Annotated in this window: 27 protein-coding genes; 9 read left to right on the forward strand and 18 right to left on the reverse strand. The window is 69.6% G+C overall.

Annotated features, from left to right (window positions below; genetic code table 11):
• Positions 1 to 10 precede the first annotated feature (10 nt).
• On the reverse strand, positions 11 to 454 hold the full coding sequence (locus tag BOSE127_RS14750; protein WP_139179885.1) for a hypothetical protein: 444 nt from the start codon (positions 452 to 454) through the stop codon (positions 11 to 13).
• Positions 455 to 902: 448 nt separating this feature from the next.
• On the opposite strand from BOSE127_RS14750, the gene BOSE127_RS14755 reads away from it, so the two are divergent.
• The gene (locus tag BOSE127_RS14755) at positions 903 to 1,769 is read left to right on the forward strand and encodes a hypothetical protein (protein ID WP_140449251.1); all 867 of its coding nucleotides are present in this window, start codon (positions 903 to 905) and stop codon (positions 1,767 to 1,769) included.
• A 62-nt stretch (positions 1,770 to 1,831) separates the two neighbouring features.
• Here BOSE127_RS14755 and BOSE127_RS14760 read toward each other — a convergent pair whose 3' ends face one another.
• The 8 genes from BOSE127_RS14760 to BOSE127_RS14795 form a co-directional block, all read right to left on the reverse strand.
• Positions 1,832 to 2,464 (reverse strand): response regulator transcription factor, encoded by a 633-nt coding sequence (locus tag BOSE127_RS14760; RefSeq protein WP_159557791.1) that lies wholly within the window; start codon positions 2,462 to 2,464, stop codon positions 1,832 to 1,834.
• Positions 2,461 to 3,678: a sensor histidine kinase gene (locus tag BOSE127_RS14765; RefSeq protein ID WP_159557793.1), complete on the reverse strand. Its 1,218-nt coding sequence runs from the start codon at positions 3,676 to 3,678 to the stop codon at positions 2,461 to 2,463. Before BOSE127_RS14765 ends, BOSE127_RS14760 begins: the two co-directional genes overlap by 4 nt.
• A 23-nt stretch (positions 3,679 to 3,701) precedes the next feature.
• Complete coding sequence (locus BOSE127_RS14770) at positions 3,702 to 4,472, reverse strand: ABC transporter permease (protein WP_017885871.1); 771 nt, start codon at positions 4,470 to 4,472, stop codon at positions 3,702 to 3,704.
• Positions 4,469 to 5,398: an ABC transporter ATP-binding protein gene (locus BOSE127_RS14775; protein WP_159557795.1), complete on the reverse strand. Its 930-nt coding sequence runs from the start codon at positions 5,396 to 5,398 to the stop codon at positions 4,469 to 4,471. The genes BOSE127_RS14770 and BOSE127_RS14775 overlap by 4 nt, the downstream gene beginning before the upstream one ends.
• A 177-nt stretch (positions 5,399 to 5,575) precedes the next feature.
• Positions 5,576 to 7,396 carry a histidine-type phosphatase gene (locus tag BOSE127_RS14780; RefSeq protein WP_159557797.1) on the reverse strand — a complete coding sequence of 607 codons (1,821 nt, stop codon included), beginning with the start codon at positions 7,394 to 7,396 and terminating at the stop codon, positions 5,576 to 5,578.
• A 232-nt stretch (positions 7,397 to 7,628) separates the two neighbouring features.
• Positions 7,629 to 7,814, reverse strand: a complete 186-nt coding sequence (locus BOSE127_RS14785) for a hypothetical protein (RefSeq protein WP_159557799.1) — start codon at positions 7,812 to 7,814, stop codon at positions 7,629 to 7,631.
• A gap of 90 nt (positions 7,815 to 7,904) precedes the next feature.
• A complete protein-coding gene (locus BOSE127_RS14790) occupies positions 7,905 to 8,885 on the reverse strand; it encodes a zinc-binding alcohol dehydrogenase family protein (protein WP_236559566.1) in 981 nt (326 codons plus the stop codon).
• Complete coding sequence (locus BOSE127_RS14795; protein WP_042536897.1) at positions 8,885 to 9,379, reverse strand: MarR family transcriptional regulator; 495 nt, start codon at positions 9,377 to 9,379, stop codon at positions 8,885 to 8,887. The genes BOSE127_RS14790 and BOSE127_RS14795 overlap by 1 nt, the downstream gene beginning before the upstream one ends.
• A 44-nt stretch (positions 9,380 to 9,423) precedes the next feature.
• Between BOSE127_RS14795 and BOSE127_RS14800 the strand changes: the two genes are divergently transcribed.
• Positions 9,424 to 9,846, forward strand: a complete 423-nt coding sequence (locus BOSE127_RS14800; RefSeq protein ID WP_056071192.1) for an ester cyclase — start codon at positions 9,424 to 9,426, stop codon at positions 9,844 to 9,846.
• A gap of 88 nt (positions 9,847 to 9,934) precedes the next feature.
• Here BOSE127_RS14800 and BOSE127_RS14805 read toward each other — a convergent pair whose 3' ends face one another.
• Positions 9,935 to 10,498: a TetR/AcrR family transcriptional regulator gene (locus BOSE127_RS14805; protein ID WP_052481587.1), complete on the reverse strand. Its 564-nt coding sequence runs from the start codon at positions 10,496 to 10,498 to the stop codon at positions 9,935 to 9,937.
• Positions 10,499 to 10,615: 117 nt separating this feature from the next.
• Between BOSE127_RS14805 and BOSE127_RS14810 the strand changes: the two genes are divergently transcribed.
• Complete coding sequence (locus tag BOSE127_RS14810) at positions 10,616 to 11,281, forward strand: SDR family NAD(P)-dependent oxidoreductase (protein WP_159557803.1); 666 nt, start codon at positions 10,616 to 10,618, stop codon at positions 11,279 to 11,281.
• A 71-nt stretch (positions 11,282 to 11,352) separates the two neighbouring features.
• On the opposite strand, the gene BOSE127_RS14815 is transcribed toward BOSE127_RS14810, so the two are convergent.
• Positions 11,353 to 11,970 carry a TetR/AcrR family transcriptional regulator gene (locus BOSE127_RS14815; protein ID WP_159557805.1) on the reverse strand — a complete coding sequence of 206 codons (618 nt, stop codon included), beginning with the start codon at positions 11,968 to 11,970 and terminating at the stop codon, positions 11,353 to 11,355.
• 78 nt (positions 11,971 to 12,048) lie between these two features.
• On the opposite strand from BOSE127_RS14815, the gene BOSE127_RS14820 reads away from it, so the two are divergent.
• Positions 12,049 to 13,239, forward strand: a complete 1,191-nt coding sequence (locus tag BOSE127_RS14820) for a hypothetical protein (RefSeq protein WP_159557807.1) — start codon at positions 12,049 to 12,051, stop codon at positions 13,237 to 13,239.
• 99 nt (positions 13,240 to 13,338) lie between these two features.
• The gene (locus BOSE127_RS14825; RefSeq protein ID WP_159557809.1) at positions 13,339 to 14,403 is read left to right on the forward strand and encodes an amidohydrolase family protein; all 1,065 of its coding nucleotides are present in this window, start codon (positions 13,339 to 13,341) and stop codon (positions 14,401 to 14,403) included.
• Between the two features lie 150 nt (positions 14,404 to 14,553).
• On the opposite strand, the gene BOSE127_RS14830 is transcribed toward BOSE127_RS14825, so the two are convergent.
• Positions 14,554 to 15,801: an MFS transporter gene (locus tag BOSE127_RS14830; RefSeq protein WP_017885859.1), complete on the reverse strand. Its 1,248-nt coding sequence runs from the start codon at positions 15,799 to 15,801 to the stop codon at positions 14,554 to 14,556.
• A 118-nt stretch (positions 15,802 to 15,919) separates the two neighbouring features.
• Entirely contained in the window at positions 15,920 to 16,402 is a 483-nt protein-coding gene (locus BOSE127_RS14835) for a MarR family winged helix-turn-helix transcriptional regulator (protein WP_159557811.1), read from the reverse strand.
• A 55-nt stretch (positions 16,403 to 16,457) separates the two neighbouring features.
• Here BOSE127_RS14835 and BOSE127_RS14840 point away from each other — a divergent pair, with 55 nt between their 5' ends.
• Positions 16,458 to 17,654: an FAD-dependent monooxygenase gene (locus tag BOSE127_RS14840; RefSeq protein ID WP_031259164.1), complete on the forward strand. Its 1,197-nt coding sequence runs from the start codon at positions 16,458 to 16,460 to the stop codon at positions 17,652 to 17,654.
• 101 nt (positions 17,655 to 17,755) lie between these two features.
• Here BOSE127_RS14840 and BOSE127_RS14845 read toward each other — a convergent pair whose 3' ends face one another.
• Positions 17,756 to 18,136, reverse strand: a complete 381-nt coding sequence (locus BOSE127_RS14845) for a VOC family protein (RefSeq protein WP_159557813.1) — start codon at positions 18,134 to 18,136, stop codon at positions 17,756 to 17,758.
• Between the two features lie 112 nt (positions 18,137 to 18,248).
• Complete coding sequence (locus BOSE127_RS14850) at positions 18,249 to 18,944, reverse strand: helix-turn-helix transcriptional regulator (protein ID WP_159557815.1); 696 nt, start codon at positions 18,942 to 18,944, stop codon at positions 18,249 to 18,251.
• Positions 18,945 to 19,055: 111 nt separating this feature from the next.
• Between BOSE127_RS14850 and BOSE127_RS14855 the strand changes: the two genes are divergently transcribed.
• Both BOSE127_RS14855 and BOSE127_RS14860 read left to right on the forward strand, forming a co-directional pair.
• Positions 19,056 to 19,607 carry a hypothetical protein gene (locus BOSE127_RS14855; protein ID WP_159557817.1) on the forward strand — a complete coding sequence of 184 codons (552 nt, stop codon included), beginning with the start codon at positions 19,056 to 19,058 and terminating at the stop codon, positions 19,605 to 19,607.
• A gap of 239 nt (positions 19,608 to 19,846) precedes the next feature.
• Positions 19,847 to 20,917 (forward strand): magnesium and cobalt transport protein CorA, encoded by a 1,071-nt coding sequence (locus BOSE127_RS14860; RefSeq protein WP_159557819.1) that lies wholly within the window; start codon positions 19,847 to 19,849, stop codon positions 20,915 to 20,917.
• Between the two features lie 61 nt (positions 20,918 to 20,978).
• Here the strand turns inward: BOSE127_RS14860 and BOSE127_RS14865 are convergent, their stop codons facing one another.
• From BOSE127_RS14865 to BOSE127_RS14875, 3 genes are all read right to left on the reverse strand, one after another.
• Entirely contained in the window at positions 20,979 to 21,758 is a 780-nt protein-coding gene (locus tag BOSE127_RS14865) for a hypothetical protein (protein WP_159557821.1), read from the reverse strand.
• Positions 21,759 to 21,783: 25 nt separating this feature from the next.
• Positions 21,784 to 22,323: an RNA polymerase sigma factor gene (locus BOSE127_RS14870; RefSeq protein ID WP_042536912.1), complete on the reverse strand. Its 540-nt coding sequence runs from the start codon at positions 22,321 to 22,323 to the stop codon at positions 21,784 to 21,786.
• Positions 22,324 to 22,456: 133 nt separating this feature from the next.
• Positions 22,457 to 23,401, reverse strand: a complete 945-nt coding sequence (locus tag BOSE127_RS14875; RefSeq protein ID WP_159557823.1) for a GNAT family N-acetyltransferase — start codon at positions 23,399 to 23,401, stop codon at positions 22,457 to 22,459.
• Positions 23,402 to 23,545: 144 nt separating this feature from the next.
• On the opposite strand from BOSE127_RS14875, the gene BOSE127_RS14880 reads away from it, so the two are divergent.
• A complete protein-coding gene (locus tag BOSE127_RS14880; protein WP_017887151.1) occupies positions 23,546 to 23,743 on the forward strand; it encodes a hypothetical protein in 198 nt (65 codons plus the stop codon).
• The last annotated feature ends 30 nt before the right edge of the window (positions 23,744 to 23,773 follow it).

Below are 23,773 nucleotides of genomic sequence, written 5' to 3' on the forward strand. Positions count from 1 at the left end.
CTGCGATGCGTCACCTGCCGTAGTAGGTCTTCGCTGTACCGACACCGTTGCCGGGCCGGTTCGGCCGGTACGGCTTCCACACGGTCACTGCTTCCGTGCCGGACTTGCCCCACTTCCGGCCAGAGTCAGCGATGATGCTGCTGCCGTGCTCGAGCCGCGCACGCGTGTAGTGCTGCACGCCTGCCCAGGTCGTCCAACCATGCGAACGCTTGTGCGTCGTCCCACTGATGGTCTTCTTCTCCGCTGCACCGCGGTGGTTCACCGCCAACACCGACATTCCGGTTCCTGCGCCGTCGACGGTCCCGGTGCTCTCTGACCATCCACCGATGACCCCCTCGCTCCCGACGCCGTCCTGCGCCTGTGCGGGGATCGCGCCGAGGAACACCGCCCCGCCGACAGCCACAGCGGCGAAGCCAGCGGCAACCCGCCGAGATCGGTGATCGTTCTTGCTCATTTCCCACTCCTTCCCGAGAACTGATATCCAGCCCTTCAGTCGTTAACATGCCAGGAAGGGAGCAGCTTGTCGAACGGACCTCCGCCCGGACACGGCGGGCTCCGTTGGTACAGGGGGGGGGTGGCTGGCAGGACGACAACGGCGTCCCGGTGCTCGAAGCCAGCCACCACATGCGGCGACATTCCGAGGACAGGGCTTCGCAACAGACGCACGGCTGCCTGTCGAGACGATCCCGAGCCCCATCCACACGGTGAGGGCTGCGGTGCTTCTCAGGGCGGCAGGTCACCTTGACTCGTACGATCGTCTGGCCACTGCCTTCGCCACCCGTCCCCACCCGTTCCGACCCGGAGATCCTGATGCGCACTGAACACGGCCCACTCGCCCCCGGCTGGCGCCTGCTGGTCGATGGACGTGCATCAGGTCCGTCGCCCGCGGAAGGCGCACGGGCATGAACGGAGAGCGCCAGCGCCTTCGCGTCCTCTACGTGAGTGACCTCGGGTACGAGGCGAAGGGCCGACGCTACTGCGACGAGGACATCTACCTGTCCGGCGAGCTCAGCGCGGAGTTCGACGTCGCGATCTGCCCACCGCTGGCTGCCGAGCACCTGATGGACGCGTTCGACGTCGTCGTGGTGCGCAACAGTGGACCCGTGCTGCACTACCTGGCTGCGTACGATGCGTTCCGCGAAGCCGCGCGGACTCGTGGGATCCCTGTGTTCACGGACCTGACAGGACGAGCCGACCAGAGGGGGAAGCAGTACCTCCTCGACCTGTTCCGAGCCGGGTACCCGGTCATCCCCACGATCGATGCCGCCTCGGACATCGCGCAGCTCCCGGACACCGCGGACTACATCGCGAAGCCGAAGCTGGGCGCGGACTCGATCGGGCTGAGAGTCGTGGGCCGTGACGAGCTCGCCGGGCTGCACTACGACAACCTGCTCGTGCAACCCCGCATCGACTTCCAGTACGAAGTCTCCTTCTACTACGTGGACCACGTCCCGCAGTACGCGCTCAACGCTCCCGACCCGACGAAACGGTGGGAGTTGCAGCAGTACCGCGCGAGCGATGACGACTGGGCCTTCGCGCAACAGTTCATCGGGTGGAACACGATCGAGCACGGTGTCCAACGCGTCGATGCCTGCCGCACCCGAGACGGAGCACTGCTCCTCGTGGAGCTGGAAGACCTCAACCCGTACCTGTCGCTCGACCTGCTCGACGAGCGCACCCGGACGTCCTTCGTCGCCGCGGTGAAGGAGTCCGTGCGGGCGTCGGCAGGGAAGCGACAGGCGGAGCCGCTCCGTCGATCGGCTGACTGACGCCTGCGACCGCCGCCGAACCGCGAAGGACCGGACCGAGCGCCGATCGTTCCGCGACCGGATCAGGGCCGTCCCGTGCCGAGCAGCCAGCCGTTGTCCGCCGCGATCCGCAGTGCCTCGGTCGCGTTGCGCGCCGCGGTCTTCCCGATCGCGGACGACAGGTGGTTCCGCACGGTGCCCTCGGACAGGTGCAGCGTGCCGGCGACCCCGGCCACGGTCGGCGCCGTGCGGAAGGCGATGAGCACGTCGGTCTCCCGAGGGCTGAGCGGGGAGGGCCCGGCAGCGAGGGACTCGGCGGCGAGCACGGGGTCGACGACACGGAAACCCCCCTCGACACGGCGCACGGCATCGGCGAGGTGTTCGGCGGGGGTGTCCTTCACGACGAACCCGGCTGCCCCGGCTTCGAGCGCTCGCCGGAGGTACCCGGGTCGGCCGAACGTCGTGACGATGAGCGAGCGGCAGGTCGGCAGCTCGCGAGCCAGGATCGACGCCGCCGTGAGGCCGTCCGCCCCCGGCATCTCGACGTCGAGCAGGGCCACCGTGGCGCCGGACGCCCGTGCTGCGTCGAGCACTTCGTCGCCACGGGCCACCTGGGCGACGACCGCGATGTCCCGTTCGAGCGAGAGCAGCGAGGCGAGTGCGCCACGGACGAGCGCCTGGTCGTCGGCGATGAGCACTCGGATCACCTCGGTCATCGTCGACTCCTCTCGACCCGGAGCAGGAATCCGCCCAGGTCGCTCGTGCCGGTGGTCAGGACCGCTCCGACCGCTTCCGCGCGTTCCCTGAGGCCGCGGAGCCCGTTCCCGCCGAGCACGGCCGCGGTCGACGGGGGAGCGAGCACCCCGGTGCCGTCGTCCTCGACCGTCAGCGCAGTCCGGGTCAGCGTCACGCGGACCCGGCTCGCGGCGGCGTGCCGGACGATGTTCGTGACGCCTTCTCGGAGGACCCACGCGAAGAGGCTCCGAACGTCATCGGCTGCTGCGTCGGCGTCCCGGGGGAGTGCTGCGTCGATGGCTGCGGCCTCGAGTGCTGCTCGCGCCGACACGAGTTCGGCGTCGAGGTCGGCCTCGCGGTAGCCGCTGACCGCGCGTCGGAGCCCCTGCAGTGCTTCGCGCGAGAGCCGTTCGACGTCCTGCATCTCGGTCTTCGCCCGGGCCGGGTCGACGTCCACCAACCGCGTGGCGAGCTCGGACTTCATCGCGACGACGGTCAGGGAGTGGCCGAGCACGTCGTGCAGGTCGCGGGAGAACCGGGCGCGTTCCTCGACGACGGCGAGGCGGGTGATCTCGTCCTGCGCGACCCCGAGCCGTTGCTCCGCCTCGCGTTGCCGTCCGAAGAACAGCATCGAGGCCCCGACGGACACGGTGATGACAGGGGCGAAGAGGATGCCGTTGTCCACGGCGTTGTCCCAGCCTGTGCTCACGGCGACGAGGAGTTGCGCGGCGACGATCCCGAGCACCACGACAGCGGCCACCCAGAACCGCTCGGCGACGAACCCGGAGAGTGCAGCGATGAGCAGCCAGGTCCAGACCGCGAGCGGCCCGACCACGAGGAGCAGGAGCCCGGCGAGCAGCGCGACCCCGGCCAGCACGAGCACCCGCTCGCGCAGGTTCCGTCGCCACATCAGCTCCGGTGCGAACAGGTACGCCGCGTACACGACGGCGAGGGCGATGGAGGAGACGACGTGCGCGCGGAGGCTCCGTCCGTCGGTCCAGACGGCGATGATCTCGAGCACCTGCCACAGGAGCGCGAACACCGCGCCGGTGTACCACCGACGGCGTCCGATGCGGATGTCGTCGTCACTCGCCCCCGGCGGGACGGCCCACGGGAACGAGCGTGGGGATGGCCGGGAGGCGCGTGGCGCGTCGTCCGTGCCACTTGCGTCGGTCGTGCTGGTCGCCTCGGACATCGGTGCCAGCGTAGGGCCGTCGGTCACTGCCGTGCAGCGTCGCGGCGGTAGCGCCACACGATCACCGCGGCCAGCACGATCGCCCAGCACGCCAGGACCATCGCGGGTTCGACCATGCCCGAGGAACCGGTGGCCCCGGCCCCCATCTGTCCGATCCGGTTCAACCAGTACGAGGGCAGCAGGTGCGCGACGGTCCCCATCCACTCCGGCATCACCGACAGCGGGACCCACAGACCGCCGAGGATCGCCATGCCCATGAACACCACCATGAAGAGCGGCTGCGCGAAGGACGGCTTCGCGAACTGTCCGATCAGGATCGCGATGAGCGCGAACGGGATCACTCCGCACCAGATGCCGAACCCGGCGGCGAACCAGCGCAGCGGGTCGAGCGAGGCGTGCATGCCGACGGTCGCGACGAGCACCGTGATGACGATCGACACCGCGGCGAAGGCCATCGCGGCGATCACCTTCGACACCATGAAGCCCCACCCGGAGAGCGGCGTCACCCGCAGCTGCCGGTTCCAGCCGATCGATCGCTCGTTGACGATCGCGAACGCCTGGCTGAGCGCGGCCATCATCGCACCGTACGCGGCCATCTGCAGCGTCGTGACGACGAGGTACTGCAGACGGGTCGTCGGGTCGGTCTGGGAGCCGAAGGCCGAACCGAACACGAGCAGCATGATCACCGGGACGGCGAAGGTGAACACCATCGCACGGACGTTGCGGAGCTGCCGCTTCGTCTCGAGGTAGACGTAACGGATCGGCATCCGGCCGGACGCGGTGACGGTGGTCATGCGGGGATCCCTTCGGGAGCGGTGTCGGTGGTGGCGGGGTCGGCAGTGAGCGCGAGGAAGGCGTCGTCCATGGTCGAGGCGACCACCTGGATGTCGTGCGCCTGCGGGAACGACGTGAGCAGGGCCCGGAGGGTGTCGTCGCTGCGGTCCGAACGGAGCGTGACGGAGTCGTGCCGGGCCTCCAGGCTGCGGACACCGGGGAGACCGCGCAACGCGACGTGCGCGTCGGTGCCGACCCCGGAGAACCGGACCGCACGCGTGGCGGTGATCGCCTTGATCTGGACGGGTGTGCCGTCGGCCACGATCCGACCGGCGCGCATGATGACGATGCGGTCGGCGAAGGTGTCGGCCTCGTCGAGGTAGTGGGTGGCGAAGACGACCGTGCGCCCGGCGTCGGTGAACTCGCGCATCGAGGACCAGAACGTGTGCCGCGCCTCGACGTCCATCGCCGCGGTCGGTTCGTCGAGCACCAACAGGTCGGGGTCGGAGACCACGGCGACCGCGAACCTCGCCCGCTGCAGCTGACCGCCGGAGAGCTTGTTCACCCGGCGGCCGGCGATCTCGGTGCAGCGCGCACGGCGGAGGGCCTCGTCGACCGACATCGGACGACGGTGCGCTGCAGCAACCAGGGCGACCGCGTCCCGGACCGTCATGTCCGGCAGGAGCGCGCCGCCCTGGAGCATCGCGCCGACCCGCCCCGTGACCACCGCGGCGCGGGGCTCCTCACCGAAGAGCAGGGCCCCGCCGCTCGTCGGCACGGACAGCCCGAGCGCGAGGTCGACCGTCGTGGTCTTGCCGGCGCCGTTCGGGCCGAGGAGGGCGACGACCTCGCCCGGACGGATCGTCAGGTCGACGCCGTCGACCGCAGCCACCTCGCCGAAGCGTTTACGGAGGTCGCGGAGCTGGATGACCGGTGTGTCGTTCATGGGACCCACCCTCGTGCAGCCGCGCGCGCGGTGCCTCGGCCGGACGTCACGATCCCGGCATGACATCTGTCACTGGTGGCCGAGGTCCGCGGCTCGGTCGAGTCACTGCCCCTCGGCTGCCGACGTGGGGCCCACCTCCAGGCACGGCCGTCACCCCGCTGGCGCGGTGCGCCGGCGTCAGTCGGTGTGACGACGCAGGCGACGACGGCGACGCAGCACCAGGGTCCCGGCACCGGCCAGGAGGAGCAGCGTCGCGAGCAACGCCGGTCCGGCAGGCGACTGTGCGCCGGTCGCGGCCAGCGTGCCCGTCGCGCGGGCCGTCGGTGTGCCGGCACCCTGCGTCGCCGGAGTCACCGCCGGCGTCGTCGTCGGGGTCGGCGTGGGCTCCGCAGTGGGCGTCGCGGTCGGTCGTGGCGTGGCTGCAGCGATCAGCGGGCTCTCCGCCATCGCCGTGCCGGTCAGGCAGTGCTTGAGCTCGGTCTCCTTGACCCAGTGCGACCCTGCAGCGACTGCACGGCACCCGGAAGCGAACGCGATCTCCCGCTCGTTGTAGAGCATGCGCACGAGCGGCGTGTAGGCCGCTCCGGTGGCGGGGTCGATGCCTGCTCGCGAGACGACGTCCCACTGCACGTTCGCAGCCATCGGCGTCACCGCAGAACCTCGCCACGGGTTGGTGGCGTACCCGTAGACGTCGGCGTCGGACGCCGGAGCAGCGTTGTCGGGCGCGGCGACGGTGGATCCCGGCAGCCGCAGCAGCGCCGCGAACGGGATGATCGTCTCCGCGTGCGCGAAACGGAAGGTCGCGACGACGTCGCCGCCGGCGACGCGGGCGTCGATCGTGGCGAAGAAGTCGTCGAGCAGGGGCTCGGCGATCGAGTAGGTCTCGTCGTGCCCGGCGAGGCTCGGGCCCTTCTCGTAGAAGTCCTCGGCGTCGAGCAAGTACGCGAACCACTCGGCATCCGCCGGCCGGCCAGCGAAGTACTGCGCGAAGTCGAACCGGTGCGGAGCGACGTTCTCCACTTGCATGTCGGCCGCGATGATGTACAGGTTGTAGAGCGACATCGCCGCATCGACGGTGCTCTTGATCGACTTCTTCGGGTCGCCGCAGGCATCGGGATCGGCCTTCGTGTCGGCGCCGGGCGCGCACGCCACCGCGCCGCCCTTGGAGCCGTCGGCGGTGTTGTACCAGACGTGTTTCTTGTCGGTGCCGATCTCGGCGATGAACCCGGGCGTGAAGATGCCGGAGAGCAGGTCCTGCGCCGCCTGGACCGATCGCGGCTTCGCCTCGATGTACTGCAAGGCCGCAGCGATCGTGCCGCCGTCACCGGTCTGTGCGGCGATGTAGTCCTCGTACGCCTGGGCGCGCTTGCGCTCGGGTGACCCCTCGGCCTTGTCGGTGCCGTCCGGGTTCTCGACCTCGTGGAAGTAGAGCAGGTCGGGGCGCGGTTCGAGCTTGACACCCGGGGCCCCGAAGCCCCGCAAGAAGTTCTCGCCCGACTCCGTGGCGCGAGACTCACCAGAGGTCTCGGCGACGACACGCCCGCCCGTCTTCGCCGCACGGGCGAACAGCTGCTTGTTGCGCTGCGCGGCTCGCGCTCCGATGCCCTGGTGCTGGGCTGCGCCCTGACCGGTGAGCATGCCGTAGCCGTTCGCGACGTTCGCCGCCGTGATGGCGTCGAGGTTCGCGGAGAACTCCTTCCCGATCGCAGGCGTCAGGAACCCGTTCTCGGCCTGCGCGGTCGCGGCGAGACGGTGCAGCAGCGCGTCGTACTTGTACGCGGAGAGCCCCCGGGAACCGTGCCGGGCGACCGACTCCGTGGCGACGGGGGAGTAGCCCGTCGGGGCAGGTGAGTAGGCGTCGATGTCCGACTGGCTGGGGGCGATGTAGGGCTGCTTGCTGCTGGTGAAGCTGGCCTCGTCGGCGTGCGCCGGTGTCGCGAACACCAGCGAGGCGACAGCAGCGACGGCAACGCAGGACAGTGCGGTGCGGGTGTTCATGGGTCCTCCGGTATCGGGACCCTCGGGCGGCGGTCCGACCAGCAGAGTTAGTGCCAGCGGGTGAACAGCCCTTGACCTGGAGGTGACCGGACGGTGCTGCCGGACACGGCGGCGCGCGTGGGACGCGACGACAGAGGCGCAGGCCCTGGACGCGTGCCGCTGACGGACAGGAGGCCCGGTGCCAGCTGGTACCGGGCCTCCAGTCCGTCAGTTGCGGGCCATCGAGACCTGCCTAGCTGGGCCCGGATCGTCGGGTCAGATTCGAGCTGACGACGCCGTAGAGCAGCCAGGCGACGACAACGACGAGAGCGACCGTGCCGTACATCGCCGGCAGGGCGCCCTGCACCAAGAACGGCACGAGCAAGAGACTGACCAAGCCGAGGACGGCCAAGGTGATCTTGTAGCTGCGAGGAGACATCAGACCTTCCTTCCTTGCACTGGGCTGGCGCCATTGTCGAGGACGAACGGGTTCCAACCCGAGCGCGGGGTTCCGGAGAACCCGTACCCATCATCGGATGGTGACGACGAGCTTGCCTGACCGAGTCCCGTCCTCCATATCGCGGTGGGCTTGAACGATCTCCTCGAGCGCGTACACCTTCGCGATCGGGACCTGCACGGTGCCGGCTGCGACGGTGTCGAGGAACGCCTGCAGTACCGATGCCGGCAGGTCGCTCGCTTCGCCGGAGTACGCGGTGAGGCGCACCCCGTTGGGGATCACCGCCATCGGGTAGAAGTCGGGGATGGTCCAGACGTCGGAGAGCATCCCGCTGAACGAAACGGTGCCGTGGACGGCTGTCGCCCGGAGTGTGTCGGGCAGCGTGTCGGTGCCGATCAGCTCGACCGCTCCGTTGACGCCGTGCGGCACGATTCGACGGACCGTGTCGGCGATCCTGCCCGTGTCCACCACGACGTGGTCCGCACCAGTGGTGTGCAGTCGCTCGGTGCGGTCCGGGTTGCGAGTGGTGGCGAGGACGGTCATGCCCTGCTGCTTCGCCAGCACGATGCACGCCAGGCCGATCGACGACGTGCCACCGCGGATCAGGATCGTGTCGCCCCGGCGGGCACCGACGCCCACGGTGAGCGACCCGTGTGCGGTCTGCAGCATCTCGGGGACGGCGCCGAGCACGGACCAGTCGAGGCTGCTCCGGAACGGCACGACGCTGCTGGCCGGAACGACGGTGTACTCGGCGTAGCCCCCGTCGAAGTCGCGACCCATCCCGCCCATCAGTCCGGCTACTTGGGTACCGGCGGGGAACTCTCCACCCGGGGCTGCCTCCACGGTCCCGACGGCTTCGATCCCGGGCACCCGTGGGAAGGTCCCGGAATGGCCCATGCCGCGGCGGAAGTGCAGCTCGGACCGGTTGAGCCCGAACGCTTCCACACGGATCAGCACCTGGCCCGGGCCTGGGATCGGGACCGGCAGCTCACGGAGGTGCAACACGTCGGGGCCACCGGGTGCGTCGATCACGACGGCCCGCATGGTCGCCATCATCGCCTTGCCTCCAACGTCGACTGCAGGCGCTCGAGTGCCGCGATGCCGTCTGCGATCGCCGCGGCATCGGCATCCGAGAGCACGGCGTCCAGCGCTTGGTCGAACCGCTCGTCCGCGAGGGCGAAGGCGTCTCTCCCCTGGGGTGAGAGCACGCTCCGGACACTGCGCCGATCGTCCGGGTCCGTCGAACGTTCGAGGAAACCATCGGCGGCGAGCCGGTCGAGCAAGCGACTGGCTGCAGCGATCGACGTCCCGACGCCGGTCGCGACGTCCTGCACCCGGGCGCCCGATGGGGCTGCCTGGACGATCCGCAACACCTCCAGTCGGGCCAGGCTCAGCACGCCCTCGCCCCGCATCCGCTTCTCGACCGCGTTCCACACGTCGGTCTCGTGCCGCACCAGCGCGGCGAAGTACTCCCGCAGACGCGCCGCTCGCCCAGCCCGGTCATCCGGGGCGTCGATTCCAGGGAGGGGTGCGAGGTCCGTGCTCATGCTTCGACTCTACGGCATCTACTTGCTATGTAAAGTAGTTGTCCATGACCACAGACACACGCCTCTCCTTCCTGCGATTCGTCGACTTCATCAACAGCGCCGACCCGTCCATCGGTGAGACGGTCATCGCACCCGAAGCGGCATTCTTGACGCCGTTCTCGCCCGAGCCGCTGCGCGGACTGCCGGGGTACATGCAGATCCTGACGATCATGCGGGGCGCGTTCTCCGACATCCAGTGGAGCACCGACCGGATCGTCGTCGAGGGCGACGAAGTCGCAGCACGTTTCGAACTGCGCGGCACGCACGACGGCGAGTTCCTCGGTGTCCCCGCTACGGGGAGGACGGTGGTCGCGAACGCGAGCAACTTCTACCGTTTCGACGAGGGACTGATCGTCGACGAGGTCGGCCAGCCGGACGTGCTCAGCATCCTCGGGCAGATCGGGGCGCTCCCGTCGGCAATCAGGTGAACGGTCAGGGTGCGATCGGCTTCGCGCGACACGGGGCGGCTGCCCGGTGGGTCAGTGGTACTCCGTGACGATCGCCGTGGCATGACCCTCAGGCAAGCCAGGCTGCGGACACGCTCCGGTCCACGACGTGACGCCATCCTTCCGGGGCTGCAGGGTCGTGGCTGGCCATCCCGGCCAGCCACAGGACGGCCATCAGGTCGTCGGCGGTGAAGTCCTCGGCGAGCACTCCGGCGCTGTGTGCGTTGGCGACGAGTTCGGCGCCGAGCGCCATGGATCGTTCGCAAGCGTTGATGAGGAGCACGGCGTCCGGGTAGCGCCGCAGCATTGCGTCGTTCATGGCCGGGTCGCTTCGTTGGAGGTCGATCATCTCGGCGATGAAGGTCTCCAACTGGGAACGGGGACTGTCCTGCGACAGTGTCCGGTCTCGCAGGGTCTTGAGTTTTGCCCCTGCGATGTCGGGCACGACGGCGTCGATGAGTTCTTCGCGCGACCCGACGCGGTTGTAGAGCGTGCCGATGCTCACGCCGGCTTCCCGGGCGATGTCCTCCAGGGGAGCGGACAACCCTCGCTGCGAGAACACGGCGATGGCGGCGGCGCGCAGCTTCTGGAGGTTCGCCTGCGCGTCTCGACGCAGACGGGGTGGGGTGCTCACAGCGACTCCGAAGGATCTTGAGGGTGGTCTCAACATATGCTGCAGTGGATTTGAGGACGTTCTCAACTTACCGCACCAGCTTGCAGGGCCCGGCGGTGGGCCACGAAAGGACACATCATGCCCCTCATCACCATCATCGGCGCGGGACCCGGACTGGGTCTCGAGATCGCTCGCGCCTTCGGGAAGAAGGGCTTCGACGTCGCGCTCGTTGCCCGCAGCCAGGCGAAGGTGGATGCCCTGGCGAGTGCGCTCGTCGCGGAGGGCATCCAGGCTCACGGGTTCACCGCCGACGTCAGCGAGCCCGACACGATCCGAGGCGCACTCCGGTCGATCCGGGAGTCGCTCGGTCCGATCGACGTCCTCGAGTACTCGCCGGCGGATCGGGCACTGGAGTCGGTCGATGCCGTGGATGTGACGATGGACAACCTGCAGCCACAGATCGACTTCTACCTCGGTGGCGCCATCGCGGCCGTCGGTGCGGTGCTGCCCGACATGATCGCCGCGGGCACAGGCACGGTCCTCGTGACGACCGGTGGTGGTGCGCTCGCCCGGACTCCGGTCCGCGGGAACGTCAACATCGCAGCCGCAGGGCTCCGGAACTGGATCCTCAACCTCGGTGCCGCCGTCGCGGAGAAGGGTGTCTACGTCGGTTTCGTCGCGATCACCGCCCTGATCGGAGGTGGGCGACCGGATGCGGAGCCCGCGGTCATCGCGCAGTCGTACGTGAAGCTCCATGACGAGCGGCGGGACGCCGAACTGCACTACGTCGCCTACGACGGCTGACGACACACCCGTCCGGGCCGGCCGGCCTGGACGGTTGGCTGCGCGAACTCTGCATGGTGGCGCTCTGCACGTCAGTCGGTGCGGGCACCGGCTGCCGCGGCTGCGAACGTGCGGAGCGTGGCGACCTGCTGCGCGGTGCTCGGCGGTGCGTCGGCCATCTGCCACGTCGACACCAGCGCGATCATGCCGCCGATCGTGAAGGTGCGGGCGTCCCCGCTGAGTGCGACCACCGGTCGGGGGCCATCGCGATCGGACTCCGTCAGCCACGTCGTCATCGCCGAAGCCAGCACCTCGGTGACCCGCTCGCCGCGCGGGATGGCACGGAGCTTGTCGAAGAACTCCCGATCCGATCGTCCTGCGGTGAGCAGCGGTTCGATCCCGCGTTCGCGAACGGCGTCGGTGAGGGCCTGCGCGAGGTTCGCCGCGCCCTCGTCGAGGGGAAGATGGTCTTCGAGGAGTCGACTGATCCAGACATCTGTCGCGAGGTCACCGACGTTGCTGTAGTGGTTGTGGAGCGCCTGCCTGCTCAAGCCAGCTCGCTGCGCCACTGCACTCATCGAGATCGTCTCGCCCTTCGGCGCCTCGGACACGAGTGCGGTCAACGCCCGGATCAGGGCGGCGCGGGTGCGGGTGATGCGCGGGTCCACCCGCTGGCTCGCGAGTGCCGCCGTGGGCGTTCCCTCCGTCATGCGTCCATCTTGCCAGACTGAGAGCTCTGATGTACGTTCGTCATCTACTGGACAAATGTAAAGGACACCATGACGCACGTGACCGAACCCGCACCGGACCGGCGAGACGGCCCGCAGCACCCGGCCTTCGAAGCGGCGGTCGCGGGCGGAACGCTGAACTCCGAAGGGCCGGGATCGGCTCATCGCTACCGGAACGTGATCCTCGGCGGGATCGCGATCCTGCTCCTCGCGATGGCGATGCTGACGAGCTACTCGAGCGCGTTCGGCGACCCGACGCCGAACAACGTGCATCTCGCGGTCACCGGCGACGCTGACGCGATCGTCGCGCTCGAGCAGCAAGGATCGCTGGACCTCACCGTCGTGGCCTCTGAGCAGCAGGCGCGGACCGCGGTGCTCGACCGCGACGTCGACGGCGCTGTCGTGTTGCCTGCTCCTGGGAAGGGCGCCGGCGTCACCACCTACATCGCCAGCGGCGGCGGCCGTGGCCTCGGACAGGCGATCTCCGGTATCGGTGACTCGATCGCAGCGAAACTGCGGACCACCAACACGGCCGCAGACCTCGCACCCCTGCCGAAGCAGGACCCGGTCGGATCGATCGAGTTCTACGCGATCCTCTTCGCCGGCCTGGGGGCCGCCCTCGGTGCGACGGTGTTCGGACGCATCCTCGGCACTGTCGACACGGCGGCGAAGTTCATCGAGCGCAGCATCGTCCTCGTGCTCTACACCGGTCTCCTCGCCGGACTGATCACCCTGTGGATCGACTCCGCACTCGGAGCGGTGACCGTCGGCCCCTGGGCCGTGTTCGGGAGCCTCTGGCTGACCGGACTCGCCATCGGGGGAGCGGTCACGGGCGTCGCAGCACTCGGCGGAACCATCGCGGCTCTGGTGATGACGCTCGCCCTGGTGATCCTCGGGAACACGTCGTCCGGTGGCCCGCTCGGGATCCACGTCCTCAACGACTTCTTCCAGACGCTCTACTACGTCTTCCCACAGGGCGACGCGCTCGACCTGCTGCGGTCCGTCCAGTACTTCGACGGCGCCGCGGTCGCCGCCCCGATCATCCGGCTGAGCATCTGGGCCGTGGCAGGCATCCTGCTCACGCTGACGGCGATGCTCATCCGGAACCGACGCGAAGCCGCGGCTCGACCGAAGGGCGGCCTCCGCTCCGAGCGCGATCCCCGCCAGACGGCCGGACCCTCGGGCTCCCACCTCGAGGCCGCTGCAGTCACGCCCAACGCGGCCTTGCTGCCGTTGACCCCAACGCCCTGAATGCAACAGGGGTCCTCGACGGGCGGGGATCCCTCGAGGCACCCACTCCTGCACACGACAACCAGCCCTCATTGCTGAGGACGATCGGAGGACTGCACCATGCCAGGAAAGATCGATGTCCACCAGCACCTGCTCCCGCCCCGCTACTTCGAGGCGCTGGCAGCGGCAGGATCGAAAGCGATGGGGGCCGGCGCCCCGGGGGATGCGCCGGCTGCGACCGGAGGGTCCGCGCAGTGGGACCCGTGGGGTGGAAGCGGCGGGACCGCACCGCGACGAGGGCCTCGGGCCATCGGTGGCTGGCTGATGCCGGAGTGGAGCCCCCGAGCGGCGATCGAGATGATGGACGAGGCGGGGATCGAGACCGGAATGCTCTCGATCAGCGCACCCGGCGTGCACTTCGGTGACGACGCCGCGGCGCGGGAACTCGCCCGCGAACTGAACGACTACCAGGCCGAGCTGGTCCGTGAGGCGCCGGACCGGTTCGGGCACTTCGCGGTGCTGCCGTTGCCGGACTTCGATGGTGCCGTCGCCGAGGCTGTGCGAGCACTCGACGAACTCCACGCCGACGGGGTGCTCCTGCTGTCGAACGCGCACGGACGGTACCTCGGCGACCCCGCGTACGAGCCGCTCTGGGCAGAACTCGCCGCGCGCTCGGCCGTGGTCTTCGTGCACCCCACCGCACCACCGATCACCCACCTGCCAGGGATGCCGACTGCATTGCTGGACTTCCCGTTCGACACCACCCGCACCGCCGTGGACCTCGTCGCGCACGGCGTGTTCGACCGGTACCCGAACCTCCGCGTCATCCTCTCCCACGCCGGCGGGTTCCTGCCGTACGCAGCCAGTCGATTCAGCGCCGCCGCGATGTTCAACCCCGACACCACGCCGGAGAGCATCCAGGCGGGCCTCCGGAAGTTCTACTTCGACACCGCACTGTCCGCGTCTCCCGCCTCGCTGCCGTCACTGCTGGCGTTCGCGGAACCCGGCCATGTCCTCTACGGCAGCGACTTCCCCTACGCGCACCCCGATTGGAGCGCCCGCTTCGACCACGACCTGGACACCTACGACGGCCCCGGCGCAGAACGACTGGGCGAGGTACACCGAACAGCCGCCGAGCAGCTCTTCCCCCGCTTGAGCGCCGAGCGCGTTCCGGGGAGCGAGTGAGTGTCGAAGCGGTCCGTGAGCCGCCAGGGTGCACCAGCCTGACCGTTCAGCCGAGTGTCCGCGGGGTCTCACCCGCGGAGCCGATCCGCAGCGTCCGACGCGGCACCGACCATGCGGCGGATGAACGCGGCGTGGTGCTCGAGCTCCCCGTTACCGAACGGCGATCGTCCTGAGTGGTGAGCACATCGCCACGACGACGGCGCCGGCGAACACGAGCGTCACCGCGAGCAGCGCGACGCCATCTCCAGCGACGGTCATGAGCGCGCCGCCGCCCACTGCTCCTGCAGCCGCGACGGTCCTGTTCGCGCTGCGCATCGTGCCGTTCATCCGACCGAGCAGCGCGTCGGGTGTGACGGTCTGGCGGAGACTCATCTCGTTCGCGTTCTCGCAGCCCGCTGCAGCGCCGTGCACGGCGAAGGCGACGAACAACACCGCGACAGTCGCCGGTGTTCCTGCGGTGCCGGTGCCGACCGTCGTGAGCGTGACGGCGGCCCAGGCGACCGGGTACGCGGCTCGAGCGGCGATGATCGTCCGGCCGGCACCGAAGCGGGTACCGAGGCGCGGCGCAGCGGTGGCGCCGAGGAGCATCGCGACACCGCTGACGGCGAGGATGCCCCCGTACACGGCCGCTGGGAGCGCGAAGGTGCGGAGCGCGAGTGTCGCGAACACCGTCAGTCCGGCGGCGTTGGCGAGGAACCAGAGATGTGTCGACAGCGCCAGCGGTGCGAGCGTCGCATGACCGTACGTCCACCGCAGACCGTCGGCGATGTCGCTCCGCAACCGCGCACCCGCCGTGCGCGCTGGCGTCTGCTCGATGACGCGGACGCGCGCGATGAGGACGGCGTCGATGAAGTAGCTCACCGCGTCGAGGGCGATCGCGACCGGCGCGGTCACGATGCTGACCAGGACACCTCCGAGAGCCGGGCCCACCGTCTGCGCTGCCGCATCACTCTGGTCGACCCGCGCATTCGCCGCCAGGAGGAGCGGGCGAGGGACGATTCGAGGGAGGAGGGACTGCGTCGCGGCGAATCCGATGACGGACAGGATGCCGAACACGAACAACGCCGCCGCCGTCACCCAGAGGTTCAAGAGCCCGGTGAACCAGAGCACCGGGATCGCGCCCAGGCACACGCCACGACCGACACTCGCCCAGATCAGGAGTGGCTTGCGCCGGAATCGATCGACGTACGCGCCGACGATCAGCCCGAACAACGCGTACGGGAGGAACTGGGCAGCGTTCACCAGCCCCACCTCGAACGGGCTGGCGTGCAGCACGGTCACCACGAGAACCGGTACGGCGACCGCGCTGACTGCTGATCCGAACGATGAGACGGTCGCGGCGGACCAGTACGAGCGGAACCCGGGTACTCGGCGCAGCGTGGTCACGTCCTCGCCCATGCGCCAACGCTGGCAGACGGCGACGCCGCGAGCAAGACACTTCCCACTCCGCATCGCTGTGGGGTGGTCGATCGGCCGACGAGAAGGCCAGTCCTCGATCGACGGACCTCGACGGCGTCTATCCGCGGAGTCGGTCCGCGGCATACGACGCGGCACCGACCATGCGGCGGATGAACGCGGCGTGGTGCTCGAGCTCTGCTGCAGGCACCTGTTGCAGGGCGGCAGCGATCTCGGCGGTCGACCGCTCCGTGAACGCCCGCGCACGCTCCCGTGCCGCCGGTGTCGGACGGAGGGTCACCCGGCGCCGGTCGGTGTGCTCGCGGCTGCGTGCGAGCAGACCGGCCGCTTCCAAGCGGTTCAGCAGGACGGTCACGGATCCGGAGGTCATCCCGATCCGCTGCCCGAGCCGGGCGGGTGACAGCGGGTCGCCGGACGAGTCTGCCCAGAGCACCTGTCCGAGGGCGTTCGCATCGGTGGTCGGCAGGTCGAGCCAGGAGGACATCAGCTGGTTGAGCTCCGCGAACGCCACCGCCCATGTCTGGAGCGCCTCCATCACCTCGACCTGAGGCGCGTCCCACTCCATCCCGAACACGTCGTCCATCAGACTCCTTTACTGTGTAGTATCTTTATTGTAAAGCTCGCAACGGAGGAACACCATGGCAAACCGCACCGCTGTCATCTCAGGAGCCAGTATCGCTGGCCTCTCGACCGCCTACTGGCTCCGCCGGACCGGATGGGACGTGACGGTCATCGAACGAGCCGCTGCGTTCCGTGACGGCGGACAGAACGTCGACGTCCGGGGCGTCGCGCGCGACGTGCTCCGCAAGATGGGCTTGTTCGACGCCGTGAAGGCACGGAACACCACCGAGACGGGCACCGTCCTCGTCGACGGGCGTGGAACAGTCACCGCTGAGCTGCCCTCCGACGGGGCCGGCGGTGCGACAGCGGAACTCGAGATCCTGCGCGGCGACCTCGCTCGGACGATCCTCGACAACCTGCCGCCCGGCGTCTCGTTCGTCTACGGCGACACCGTTGTCGACGTCGACGACGACGCCGCGGGAGTCGCCGTGACGACCGCGAAGGGCCAGCGCCTGCGTGCCGACCTGTTCGTCATCGCCGAGGGTGTGCGGTCCCGCACCCGTGCGATGGTCTTCGACCAGGACGACGTCGACCAGCGCGACCTCGACGTCACCATGGTGTTCGGGACCATCCCACGGACCGACGGCGACGACGACCGTTGGCGGTGGCACAACGCCGTCCGAGGGCGCCAGGTCCACCTCCGACCTGACCCGTACGGCACCACCCGTGCGATCCTCGCCTACTCTCCCGGGGACGACGTCATCGGTCTGAGTCGTGAGCAGACACTGGCGGCGGTGCGGCGCCGGTACGACGGAGTCGGGTGGGAGGCGCCGCGGGTCCTGGACGCGCTCGACACGTCGCCCGACGTCTACATCGACCAGCTCCAGCAGATCCGGATGCGGACCTGGCACCGCGGCCACGTCGTCATGGCCGGGGATGCCGGATGGTGCGTCACGCCCATGGGTGGCGGCGGCGCCTCGCTCGCGCTCACCGCCGGCTACGTCCTGGCCGCCGAGCTCTCCGACGCGACGCAGGACCAGGAGGCAGCGTTGACCGCCTACGAGACGTGGATGCGCCCACTGGTCGACGATGTGCAGGATCTGCCTCGTGGGCTCAAGGCCCTGGCGTACCCGCAGTCCCGACTCGCTCTCGCACTCCGCGGGCTCCTGAACAAGGTGCTGATGTCACGGCCGCTCCGACCGGTCGCCATGAAGCTCACGCAGGTCGCCGAGACCGACCGCGAGTTGCCGGCCCTGCGGGCCGTCGTCAGCTGAGGAGCCTTCGCCCCGCTCCTCGGACGTGCGCATCTGCCCCGCCGCCGGGTACGGCTTCACTGAGCCTCACCCATCAGCAGGCTCAACAACCTGCCTGGCCATCACACCGAGCTGGCGGCGGGCCTGCTGAACAGGTTGACGACGTTGCCGTCCGGATCACGGACCAGTGCGGAGCGGTTGCCCCACGGCATCGTGGTCGGCTCGAGGACGACGTCGTCGCTCCTCAGCTGCAGTCCGGTGAAGGCACCGTCGACGTCGGCGACCTCGAACTCGATGAGCACGGAACGGTTCGTCGCGGGCACCAGCGCATCGCCGAGCATGGCGACCGTGGCGGTGCTCGCGATCGCGAGGGTCCCACCCGGGCCGCTGAACTGCGCGAAGACCGGTGCGGGGCGCTCGGCCGGCTGGCCGGTGACCCGCTCGTAGAAGGCGACCATGCCCTCGAGGTCGTCGGTGATGATGCGGACGGATGCGAACGACATGGGGTTCCTCACGGTGGTGCTGCTGACTCGGAGCGACCAGCTTCACCGGCCGCCGCGACACCGTCCTGTCGGTGTTTCCGGAAACCGACCGCGTTTCCGGGGACCGACCGCGCTAGTCGTCGAGGACCGGCCGGAGTCGTCCGTACTGGATCGCGAGGTCCTCGGATCGCAGGACGCGCTGCGCCGGCCGCTCGTCGGTGACCTCGACCGACAGCATCCGGTCGCCGCGGAATGCCCGCACCCCGTCGCGGGTCCGGCACCAGGCGATCAGGTACCACTGACCGTCCTTCCCGATCGACCCCAGTGGTTCGACGTCGCGGACGGACTCCGCTCCGCCGGCGTCCCGGTACCGGAGTCGCACGACCCGATCCGCGCGCAGGGCCGCCGCGAACTCGGCCGGGACGGCCGTGTCCTCGTCGTCCTCCAGGAAGTGCACCCGGGATGCCAGTGCGCTGGCTCGTGCGGCGTCCCCGGCGGGCATCACCGCGAGCGTCTTCCTGGCCGCGGTCTGCGCCGCCTGCCGGAACGGACTACGCCCCAGCGAGCCGAGCCCGATCAGCACCGCGAGGGCCTCGTCCGGCGTGAAACCCGCCGGGCCGAGCGTCGCGGACGCGTCGATGACGTACCCGCCGGTCCGGCCGGGCTCCGCCCAGATGGGCAGACCCGACTGCTGCAGCGCGGAGATGTCCCGTTCGATGGTCCGGACCGACACCTCGAACCGCTCCGCGAGACGACGCGCGCTCCGCGGCTGCGGGGCGACGGCGCGCAACTCCTCCACGAGGCCGTAGAGCCGATCGGTGCGATTCACCTCGCCATCTTCGCGGTCGTCCCGATGTTCCGTCAGATCCACGCCGTCTCGTCTGCCACGTGCTCGTGGGGCTCGCGTCCGTCGGCCTAGGCTGCGAGGGTGTCCGCAGCCATGACCGTCGAACTCCTCCGGACGTTCGGTGTTGCTCTCGAACCCGGCTTGACGGAACGGGAACTGGCCCGGGCCGAGCGTCGGTACGGCGTCCGGTTCGGAGCGGACCACCGCGCCCTGCTCTCCCTCGCGTTGCCGAGCGGGGACGGCTGGTTCGACTGGCGCGCGCGGAACGACGAGCGACTGCGGCGAGCGATCCGGTGGCCGGTCGACGGCGCCCTGTTCGACGTCCGTCACGACGCCTTCTGGCCCGGGTCGTGGGGCGAGCGACCCGGCGACGAGTCGCAGCGTCTCGAGGTGGCTGCGCGGCACCTGCGGCAGTGGCCGCAGCTGGTGCCGTTGTACTCGCACCGCTACCTGCCTGCCGCGCCGCTCGGCAGCGGGGCGCCCGTCTTCTCGGTGCACCAGACGGACGTGGTCATCTACGGCGATGATCTCGTCGACTACGTCAAGCGGGAGTTCCGGCCGGATCGTACCGAGTGGGAGACCAGCGTCGGGATGCACGACCTGGAGCCGTGGACGCTGCTCGCCTTCGGCGAGGACGTGCCCTGAACGCACCGAGCGGATCGGACTGCCGGCGGTCCTGAACGCGACGGCTGACGGACTGGAGGCACGGTGCCAGCTGGCACCGTGCCTCCAGTCCGTCCTGGGGTTGCGCCCAGGGCGTGTCAGGACTCCGACAGGAATCCGGCGCGCAGCGTGAGGGGTCCGTCAGGGAAGCGCCCGCGCCGTCGGCGGTCCGGCATGCTCGGCAGGTTGCCCGCATGCACCACGGAACCAGGAGGACACCGGTGGCCCTCATCGACAACGGCATCTACGTCAACGGAACCCGAACGGAGTCGCCGCAGGACCTCAGCTTGACCTACGAGGCGCTCGACGCTGCCGGAAGCGGTGCGATGGCCTGGATCGGGCTGTTCCGACCGACCGCCAACGAACTGGCCTCCGTCGCCGACGAGTTCGGGCTGCACCCGCTCGCCGTCGAGGACGCGCACAAGGGGCACCAGCGGGCGAAGCTCGAGCGGTACGGCGACACGCTCTTCGTGGTGCTGCGACCCGCCTGGTACGACGAGGACGAGGAGACGGTCGAGTTCGGTGAGGTGCACCTGTTCACCGGGCGCGACTTCGTCGTGACCGTCCGGCATGCGGAGCAGCCGAACCTCGCCGACGTGCGGAAACGACTCGAAGCCGATCCGGACGCCCTGGGGCGCGGGTCCGAGGCGGTGCTCTGCGCGGTCCTCGACGAGGTCATCGACAGCTACGCCCCGGTCGTCGCCGGGCTGCAGGACGACATCGACGACATCGAGGACGACCTGTTCGACGGTGACGTCGACTCGGCGTCCTCGCGGCGGATCTACCAGCTGCTCAGTGAGGTCATCGGGTTCCAGCGCGCCATCGGCCCGCTGCCCGGGATGCTCAACGCGTTGCTGCGCGGCGCCGAGAAGTACGGCACTGACATCGAGGTGCAGAACCAGCTGCGGAACGTCCTCGACCACGCGATCCGTGTCACCGAGCGCGTGGACACCTTCCGGACGCTGCTCGAGAACGCGCTCACGCTGCACTCGACCCTGGTGACGCAGGAGCAGAACGACGCGATGCGGAGGATGACCAGCGCGAGCCTGGCGCAGGGGGAGGAGAGCCGGCGGCTGGCGCGGGCGTCGATGGAGCAGGGCGAAGAGGTGAAGAAGATCTCGTCGTGGGCAGCGATCCTGTTCGCGCCCACGTTGGTCGCGTCGATCTACGGCATGAACTTCGAGCACATGCCCGAGCTGCGGTGGGTGTGGGGGTACCCGGCGGCGATCGTCGCGATGGTCCTGTTGGCGGTCGTGCTGTGGGCGGTGTTCAAGCGGCGGCATTGGCTCTGAGCCTGCGTGACGACGGACTGGAGGCGCGGTGCCAGCTGGCGCCGTGCCTCCAGTCCGTCGGTCAGTCCGTCCAGGTCTGCTGGACGAGCGCTTTCAGGAGGCCGTCGGTCGGGACGTTCGACTGCGTGATCGAGATCCAGGTGTCGCCGCGCACGAAGAACGTGTGCGTCGTCTCCACCCGGTCCGAGTAGTACATCGACGTCTCGGTGTGCTGGCACGAACGTCCACCGAGCGTGTCGGTGCAGGTCCAGTCCTTGTCGGCGACGACGCGGAGGCGGGCCTGCAGGACGTCACGATCTGCCGTGCCCATCTCGAGGAACAGCCCCTCGTCGCCCTCGGAGGTACCGCCCGGTGTCCAGGAACAGACCAGCTCCGCGTCCTCCTTGAACGGGATCTCGGGGTCGATGTAGTAGTCGGTCCTGCCGCCCGGTACCTGGGGGCGGAACTGGGTGATCTCCAGCGAACCGAACAAGCGCGGAGCATCGGCGGCCGGCACAGCATCGGTGCACGCCCCGGGGATCGTCGCCGTGGTGTCGGCCGGCGCCGGGGTCGGCGTGATGCGGGCCGCGGACGGTGACGGTGACCCGGTCGGTGCCGGTGTCGGCGGTGCAGAGGACGGCACGGGTGCCGGTGCTGCGGCGAAGGGCGTCGGAACGAGTCCGAGCGCCACCGAACCGCTCGCGGTGCCGATGCCGAGCACCCCGATCAACGCCACGATGAGGCCGACGCGACGGCGTGCGGAGGCCGGGCGTGGCTTGTCGTGCATGCCCCGGACGACCTGCTGCCGCATGCCGGCGAGCATCCGGCGCATGTCGTCGCCACCGGGCGGCTCGTTGCTCATCGGGGACCCGTGGTCGCTTCGTCGTTCATCGTTCATCGTTCGTCACCGCCTTCTTGATCCGTGCACGGGACCGCCACACGCGCTGGGTGACGGCGCCGACGCTCATGCCGAGCAGTTCGGCGGCCTCGGCGTAGGAGCGGCCCTCGATCAGGCAGAGCTCGCACACCTGGCGATCGAGTGGCGCGAGCGCGTCGATCTCGGCGCGGACCCACCGCAGCCGCTCGCGGGCATCGTCGTCCTGTTCGGGCGCAGCGAGCTCGTCCGGCAGGTCGACGCCCTCGTGCCGGCGCTGCTGCCGTCGCAGGTTCGCGGCGTGGTTCCGGCACACGACGAGCAGCCACGGCAGGAGCGACTCCCCGGGGACCTCCACCGTGTCGGCCTTCTGCCACAGCGTCAGGAACGCGTCCTGCACGATCTCCTCGACGTCCATGCGCCGCGTGACCAGTGCCCACGTGTACCGGGTCATGGTCTCGGCGTGACGGTCGAACAACGCGGTGACGGCACTGCGGTCGCCGCGTGCTGCTGCCGCCACGAGCGCGCTGTCCGGCTCGGCTGATCGGTTCATGTTCACCCCCTTCACTCCGCAGTGTGCACGGAGGGGACATCCTCACAGATCGGTGGTCGCCGGGCGTGTCGTCGGGTCTGCGCTCCCGCCGTGGCTCTGGCTCTGCCCGGCGTCCACGGCCCGCCCGCGCTCGTCACTGCGCGTGGACGATCCGCACGCGTGTGACGGCGAAGCCGGCTCGTTCGAAGGCCGCTCGCATCGGCGTGTTGGCGGCGTCGGTGGTCCCGACGATGCGGTCTTGCCCGTCGTCGTGGTGAACATGGGTCATCTCTGCGAGCAGGTCGTGGACGAATCCGTGTCCGCGGTGTTCCGGCAGGACCCCGAGGCAGCTGATGCTCGCGTCGTACGCCGTCCTGGTGGGGATGATGAACCCCACGGCGTTGCCGTCAGGCAGGTGCGCCGTGCGCCACGCGTGCCGGTCGCCGGGCAGCGAGCGGTAGAACTCGAGATCGTCGTCGGCCAGGGCATCGATGCCCTCGCGGGCGACCATGTCGTTGGTGTGGTCGTCGAGGGAGCCGGGCGCGACGGCCGCGAACAGCGCCCGGAAGGTCGTGTCCTCGGCCGGGGCGAACCGGAGCCGAGTCGGACGCGGTGGTCTCGGGGTCGTCGTGGTGCGCGCGAAGCTGATGCGCTCGGTGGTGCGGGTGAAGCCGCCGAGGTGCGCTGCTTCGTGTCGCCACCGGACCGCCTCGACTGCTGCCGGGTCGCTCGTCCAGGTCGGCGCGACGTCCACGTTGTACTCGAGCGGAGCGCCGGCGCCGAACGCGTCGAGCCCGGCCCGGACCAACGCGGCACCGACGTCGACCGCGGCGGCGCCTCGAACACTCGTCGAGAGACAGTCCAGGGTGGCGGGTCGTTCGCTGTCTGCCTGCCCCCACCAGAGCGCTCGGCCGACGGGCTGCCCTGCACGTTCGGCGATCCACGACCACTCCGGTCGGTAGTTGCCCGTGCGGAGTTCGTCGGTCAGGCGCTCGGCGTCGACCCACGCCACGGTCTCGTCGCTGCTCCAGCGGGTGAGGGCCGGCACGTCGTCGGGCGTTGCGCGTCGGATCCGCAGCTGCGGGGAGGAGTCGGTCATCGAGCACGAGCCTGACGGATCGGCGGTCGATCCGCCAGGCCCGCGCTGCTCCGGGATCCGCTGCGCGTCGGCCTTCCTGCGGATGAGGCCGTGTCAGCCTCCCGGGGGACGCGAGTGCCACGGAGCGCGAGGGAGACTGCCGCGATGCAGATGCGTGAGAAACAACGTGCGGTGAACCTGGGCTTCGGAGTCGGCATCGCGCTGATCCTCGTGGGACTGCTGATGATCTGGTTCGCGCCGGCGGTCTGGAGCGGCTGGGCGACGTTCGTCGTCGTCATCGGCGTCCTGTCCGCGCTCGTCGGGTTCGTCTTCGCGCTCGTCCCGGCGAACGGCCGACGCTGACGGGCGTTGCCAGGTGGCGGGCCGAGGTCA

The organism is Curtobacterium sp. 8I-2, from assembly GCF_902506155.1.
In the GTDB taxonomy this organism is placed as follows: Bacteria; Actinomycetota; Actinomycetes; order Actinomycetales; family Microbacteriaceae; genus Curtobacterium; species Curtobacterium poinsettiae.